5 protein-coding genes are annotated in these 6,618 nt (G+C 64.2%); 1 reads left to right on the top strand and 4 read right to left on the bottom strand.

The window, feature by feature from the left end:
* Window positions 1-799 (top strand): DUF4231 domain-containing protein (locus AC1DP3_RS17645; RefSeq protein ID WP_477295568.1); only part of this gene is annotated, 799 nt, incomplete at its 5' end.
* Window positions 800-879: 80 nt separating this feature from the next.
* Here AC1DP3_RS17645 and AC1DP3_RS17640 read toward each other — a convergent pair.
* The 4 genes from AC1DP3_RS17640 to AC1DP3_RS17625 form a co-directional block, all read right to left on the bottom strand.
* Window positions 880-1,302 (bottom strand): hypothetical protein, encoded by a 423-nt coding sequence (locus AC1DP3_RS17640; protein WP_477295566.1) that lies wholly within the window; start codon window positions 1,300-1,302, stop codon window positions 880-882.
* A 188-nt stretch (window positions 1,303-1,490) separates the two neighbouring features.
* Entirely contained in the window at window positions 1,491-4,322 is a 2,832-nt protein-coding gene (locus tag AC1DP3_RS17635) for an AAA family ATPase (protein ID WP_477295565.1), read from the bottom strand.
* 312 nt (window positions 4,323-4,634) lie between these two features.
* Window positions 4,635-5,813, bottom strand: a complete 1,179-nt coding sequence (locus tag AC1DP3_RS17630; protein ID WP_477295563.1) for an McrC family protein — start codon at window positions 5,811-5,813, stop codon at window positions 4,635-4,637.
* 8 nt (window positions 5,814-5,821) lie between these two features.
* Window positions 5,822-6,618: McrB family protein (locus AC1DP3_RS17625; RefSeq protein WP_477295561.1), on the bottom strand; the 797-nt coding region annotated here is incomplete at its 5' end.

The raw sequence follows: 6,618 nt of genomic DNA, 5'->3' as shown, positions 1-6,618 counted from the left end.
CTCCTTGGTAATCGCGACTCTCGCGACCGCGCTTGGCATCATGAGAGGGAGCTTCGACTTCTCTGGCCTGGTGGTACTTATCGCATTCGTAGCCGCCGCTCTTGCCGAAATCGCTCTAATCCGGTTCCAGCCTGAGCGAGACTGGTACGCAGGTCGAGCTGTGGMAGAGTCGACGAAGACACTTGCCTGGCGCTTCGCCGTCCAGGKTGAGCCCTTCGGGCCGAACGTGAGTGAAGCAGACGCACAGGCGTTGCTTCGGGAGCGGATTGAAGAGGTTCTCGAGCGCGGCAAGGATCGAATCACCGTCGGCCCCGGGGATGCGATCCTCACCGAAAGCATGATCGAGCTTCGAAGGTCGCCCTTTCCGGTGCGAAGAAATGCATACTTGCTGCACCGAACCGAGGATCAGCGCCGCTGGTATTCGTCCAACGCTCGCCAGAACGAGGTTCGGGCGACTTCCTGGCGGTACGGGCTCCTAGTGGGAGAGCTGATCGCTGTCGTCGCAGCGGCAGTCTCATTGGGCCGGGACAAGCCCTTCGACTTTGCGGGGTTAGTTGCCGCAGTCGTCGCTGGCGGAGCGGCATGGTTGGCAATAAAGCAATACTCCCAATTAACATCTGCCTATCGAGTAGCAGCGGCCGAGCTCGCGGTTCAGGCGGATGTCCTCCGACGTGTCGCCGCTGACGATTGGCCGCAAGCCGTCGCTGATGCGGAGGAAGCGATCAGCCGAGAGCACACCATGTGGCTAGCAACGCGCGGCGAAGAAGGCCCGCCTACCAATCGCCGTGGCGCGGGCTGATCCGCGACCCGAGAACCTGCACGGAGCCCCACCGGCGAAGACATGCTGGTCGTTGAAGACGCGGCCCGTGGACTTCTAAATCACGACTGCATGTCGTGCTCTAGTCGGTGTGCCCGCAGACGATCCCGCGCCCGAGCCAAGCGTCGCCACCAGCCGCCCGACCGACGTTCTGCGTCGATCGCGTCCCGCTCGCGCTGCGATTGCTCTTCGCGTTCGCGTTGCTGGGATTCCTGCTCCTCGCGCTCTATCGCCGCCTTGTGGTCATCCCGATCCTGCAGCACAATCCACAACAGATAGCCGAACAGCACGAACACCGACCATACGAACGTCGCCCACCCCGTAAAACCCAGGACTCCGTCGATGCCGTCGGTTTGCACGCCGATGACTGTCACGACGAGACCAATGAGCGCCGCGACCATGCCAGATTCGACGATCCAGTTGAATAGGCGCTGGTGGCGACGTACGTCCCGGATGACGCGACGATGTTCGATCGCCATCGTCACCAGAAGCAGAGGAAAGACTGCCGACAACGCAATGCACGTTTCCTGACTCATCGCGCTGGAACCGCGGGCGCTGCACAGTTACTCATCTCGCGATCGTAGCCAGCGGTGAGGACATCACGCCACGACTGCACACAGCCCGCCTGATTGTCCGCGGGGCGCGCTCCTCCATCAGAACAGGCGAAGAGATGTCACGAAGGAGCTGATGCCCCAGCCGACCCCGCACGGGATAGCCGGCCTGACCGCTTGCCCGTTGAGCACCCGCGAATCGAACGCCGCCACATCCCCATCCCGCGCCCAGCACTCGGCGCCCCAACCACCGGCCCGTTCACCACCTCCGCCAAGTCCCGTGCCCGCGCCGCGCGCCGGATCTCCGCCTGAGCTGCGCGCACGGCATCCTGCATTGTCAGCTCCGGTGTGCCGCGCTGCATCGACTCGGCGAGACATTCGCGCGCGGCGGCATCCGTCCGCGCGACCACGATCGCGATGTTGTGCACCCGCCCGCGAGTGAGGCCGACGTACAATCCCGCGGCGTCCACATCCGGCCCGACTACCGACGCATCGGCTGTCTCGCCCTGCACCCCATGCACCGTGGACGCGTAGGCAAGCTGCAGGTGCTCCCGCGCATACTCGGCGGACACTCTGTGCAACTCGCCGCTGTCGCCAACCGACCCAAGATCGACGAACTCCCCGCGAATGCCGCGCACAATCCACTGCGCACGATTCTCGACGCCTGTGAGCCGATCGTTGCGGCGGGTTTGGACGGTGTCGCCGACGAGGATGCGCTGCTCCTCCATGCCCCACGCGACCACGCCGGGATCCAGCTCGCCATGATCGACTCGCCGCTGCTGGATCGCGTCGTTGATGGTGTCCGCCTCAGCGTTGGTGCTAGAAACCAATGTCACCCGCTTGCCGCGCGCGTGCCACTCGAAGTACGCGTCGATCATCCGCTCACGCGCGGCATCGTGATGATCGACCCGCTCGACGTGACCGCGTTCCGCCAGTTCGCCGGCGACCGCCAGCGCATGCTCGCGATCACCCGCGTCTCGCAGCCGCAGCGTGAGCGCCGCGTACTCGGGATCGCGGAACCGATGCACCGTATCGAGCTCGACCGCGGCATTCGCGTGCCGAATCGCCGAACCCATCGCACCCGCATGCCCGACCGGCAACGCCTGGTGCGGGTCACCGACGAACGCAACCCCTACGCCCTGTTCGATTGCGAGGTCGACAAGGACGTTCGCGGTCTGCAGATCGACCATGCCCGCTTCATCGACCACGATCCGATCGCGAGAACGCAACGCGTACCGCGTCGGCCCGCCATATGTGGCACCCGTGCTGGGATCGACCTCACCCACACGCAGTCGTGTCCACACTTTCGCACCGGCCTGATCGGCGCGCCACCGGTAGCCGTGGTCTGCGAGCAGTGCATGAATACTGGATGCCGCGGCCCCGACCTCGCGAGACGCCACAGACGCCGCTTTCCGGGTCGGAGCGACGACGAGCATCCGCCGCCGTTGCGCCCGCAGCGCTGCGAACGCAACACGTAGCATCGTCGTCTTGCCTGTGCCGGCGGGGCCGGTGACCGTGAGGAGCCCGTCGGTCCCGGCGATCGCGCACGAGGCGACGCTTTGCGAAGCATCCAGTGCCGAGATGTCCTCGTTCGATGCGAAGCGATGCAACTCGTTCGGCAGGAGCGAGCGCCCTGGCCGGGCGAGCACGTCAAGGCGTCCGGCGAGGCGCACCTTGGCCCGTACCGTCTCGGTGGCCATAAAGGCCTTCACATGCGCTGGCGGAACCTCCGCAACCAGCCGGTAGACGGCCTTCGCGGCGCGCGTCGTGATCTCGACGATCACGCCGTCGAGCTGATCGCACGCGGCAACGATGCCAGTGCGTGAGAGGGCGCGCGTTGCGCCGGCGCGGATGTCGAAGGTGCTGAACCGCCCGCCACATGATGTGGACCGTTCGTCCGCGTCGACGATCGCCGCAGCAGCGAGCAGATCCAGATCGAGGGCGTGCAGGTCTGTCGAAGCGACTGCAATCGGTGCACGCGCGGTGATCAGGCTCGCATCGATCGCCGCGATCTCGTCGCGGACGCGCGACTCCCACGACATTTCGTCGAGGTCGGCCGGCTTGTTCGGTCGCGCCACCGCCCACGCCCGTCGGTCGATCTGTTGCAGCACCTCTGCGCTCGGCGCCGATCCGGCGTGGCCCGCCGACCACTCCGCGATCAGACGCGCGCGGTTCGCCTCGATCTGAGCCGACCGGCGCGAGAGTGGGCGGACGGCACGGGCGAGTTCGGCGATCTCGCCCGAGTCGTCGAGTCTGTACCCGTGGCGCGCAAGAGCGACGATCCACGCGGGATCTGTGCGGGCCGCGAGCTCGCCTTCGGCGTTGACCACGGTGTGCAGCTTCATCGCGACGCGCGAGTCGAGGTTCGACCACTTGCCGTCCGCGCCGAGCACTTTGATGTTCAGCCACAGGTGACGGTGGATATGCGGGTCGAGCGCCCRGGATCGGCGGTGCTGCAGCTCGACGACCTCGATGCGCGCGATCTCTTCGCGGAGGAGTCCACCGTGGCCGCGTCGCGCGTTGAGCTCGGTCTGCCATGTGAGCAGGATGCGCTCACGCAGCCGGTCTTGGAGTGCCTCGAACTCGCCCGCGAGCTCGGGATGCAACAGCGCCGCGATGCTGTACGACTTCGGGTGATTGAGCGTCCCGTCGAGCACCAGGTCCGCGTCAGGGATCAGCCGCTGATGGCCTCGCTCCTCCCCAGTGACCGGGTCGTGCCCGGTGAGCCAGACACGAAGGCCCCCGGCCGTGAGTTGGTCAGTCGTGACGACGCCGTTCTCGACGATGAACCGAGAGACGGTTGAATCGGATGCTGCGCCATACGCCTCGAGCGCTTCGGCGCCCGTCGGGTAGTGCATGTGGGCGTCGCACGTGCCCTCGAGAGCGTACGAGATCGCGTGCCGAACCCCGCGGGATTCAACACCCCTCTTCCATCGCTCCAGGCCTCCGCGCATGGCGCCAGAGTAGGCGAGGTTTTCGCGATTATCCAGGGATTTTTCTGGGATGCAGGTAACTGTCGCAAAGCGGTTTCAAAGGGCGTCGCCCACCATGGGTGCCTGCGTGCATTGCTGTCCATTGCTAGTCCTCGATTGCTTACTCGCTCGCGAAGTTTGGATTCGCCTGAACGGCTTGCCGAGTCGGCGCTCGGGTTCGCAGCGGTGAGATGACGGGCAACTTCGCGCTCGGGCGCTGCGAGATTCTGGCCTCGTACCGACATACGTAGGCTGTTTCGGTACGAGGACCCGGCACGCGACTGCGGCCTATTGTCATGGCACTAGCACGGAGCAGAGCCCGGCGACGTTGTGCTCAATCTGCTCGGCACTCCCCGCCAGCGGTATCGCGTGCGCATGAACGCGCACGCCGGCGGTCGGTACGTCCAGGGTGCAGGCGCTCACGTCCCCAGAAACGTAGATGAGGTGCGCCTCGGGAACGCCGAGTGCCAGGGCATACGCGACCGCCTGGTAGACATCGGCGTTAGGAATAGCACCGGTTCCGTCGCTGAGCACCTTGTACTTCGTGTCGGCCACTGTCACGGTTTCGCCAATCTGCGAAATGACGATGTCTGGCCGTAAACTGATCGCATGGTCGGCATCCAGCCACCAGCGCCGGTCCTGCGTGCTGACCTGCAGTCCGCGATTTCCCAGATGAGCGACCAGACGGTTCGCGATGTACCCCTCGAAAACTGCTGCCATATCGACGAGGAAGGCACCACCGCGATACGTACCATCCCGATGGGTCCAGGAGACTGCCTCGAGGATCACCTGTGCGAGTTGGAGAGCCACGCCATAGTGACCATTCAGCCGAGTCAACTGAGGCACGCGAATCGCTACGCCGCGCGGGAGAGTCCCGACCTCAGCGAACTGCACTCCCAATCGGCCAATCATGGTGGTCACTGATGCGGGTAGCCCCTCCATCCCTCGCAGGAGCCGCACCGCCGTGGCAAGCATCCGATTTTCATCGATGTCCTCGGTGAAATCGTCGAAATCAATCTCGAGCGGAAGCGGGATCCCGGGTCGAGTCGCGAGCTGCCGAGCCACGTCCCATCGACCGCGCATCACCGATGCCGACTCCTGAACTTCGCGGTATCCCTTGATAAGCCCGCGCCTAGTCGCGCGATCGACCTCCCCGAGGAACGCGCGAGCTATCGCGATGKGTATGGCCGTGTCAGCGGCGTTACCAATCTCTTTCGACTCGAGGTTGAGCTGAGATCCGCCCAGAGACGCCATGAAGACGATGTTCTCGAGCGGGGTCTTGGGAACCACATGAAGGGCGAGGCCTCCGATCACGGCGACACCGACTTTTGACACATCGGTGATCCGCCAGCGGCCCTCCATGGCAGTCGGCGTCACCCTGCAGAACCGTAGCTCCTGCAGCTCCATCGCCTCAGCCAGCGTCAGGTCGACGTAGTTCTCACCTTTCTCGTGAATCAGAATGCGCTGAAGCATGCGCCCGCTCAGGCGGTCGTCGAGTCGGGCGTGTTGGCGGAGTCGCCGTCCACCGCCACGGCGTTAGAAGCGGCCGCAACTGCATTCAGCAAGGACGCCAGCGCGAATCTCGCCGAGACATCTGTTTGGGTGCCCAGGTGACGTTCTTCGAGCAACGGAAGCAGGCTCTCGCTCCAAATCGCTCTTAGATCCGCCTCGGTCAGGGTCTCCGGGCGAAGTAGGTGGCTCGGGCCGATGCGATCCTCACGATCACGAATTCGGGAGTTTAGCTCGTCGAACAGCGCCGGTAGCGGATAAGTCYGCGGATAGCTCTCTAYCCAACGATCGAGGATGCCGGCAACCGGAGGCGCATCGGGATGCAGCTCGAAGAAAGAGAAGCGGCGTCGAATGGCTGAGTCAAGCAGTGCGATCGATCGATCGGCGGTGTTCATTGTCCCGATGATGAGCACATTAGGGGGGAGAGCGAAGGAATCCTGTCCATCGAACCCGGAGCCCTGGTAGAGCAGATCAATCGCCTCGTCCCGGTACTCGAGGAGGTAATACAGTTCCCCGAACACCTTTGAGAGATTGGCCCTGTTGATCTCATCGATGAGCAGCACATGCGGCTGATCGGGATTCGCCCGCGCAGTTTCGGCAATCCTCCAGAGCGGACCTCGTGTTAGTTCGAAGACGAGCTGACCGGCATCCGATGTCTTGGGTCGATACCCGGCGAAGAAGTCTTCATACGTGTACGACGGGTGAAACTGGAGCTTCCTGACAGTGCCTCCTTCCGCTGTGATCGCGCTCGCAATTGCCTTTGCCACGA

The organism is Microbacterium sp. P5_B6, from assembly GCF_056400345.1.
This window is presented reverse-complemented; position numbering and strand designations above follow the sequence as displayed.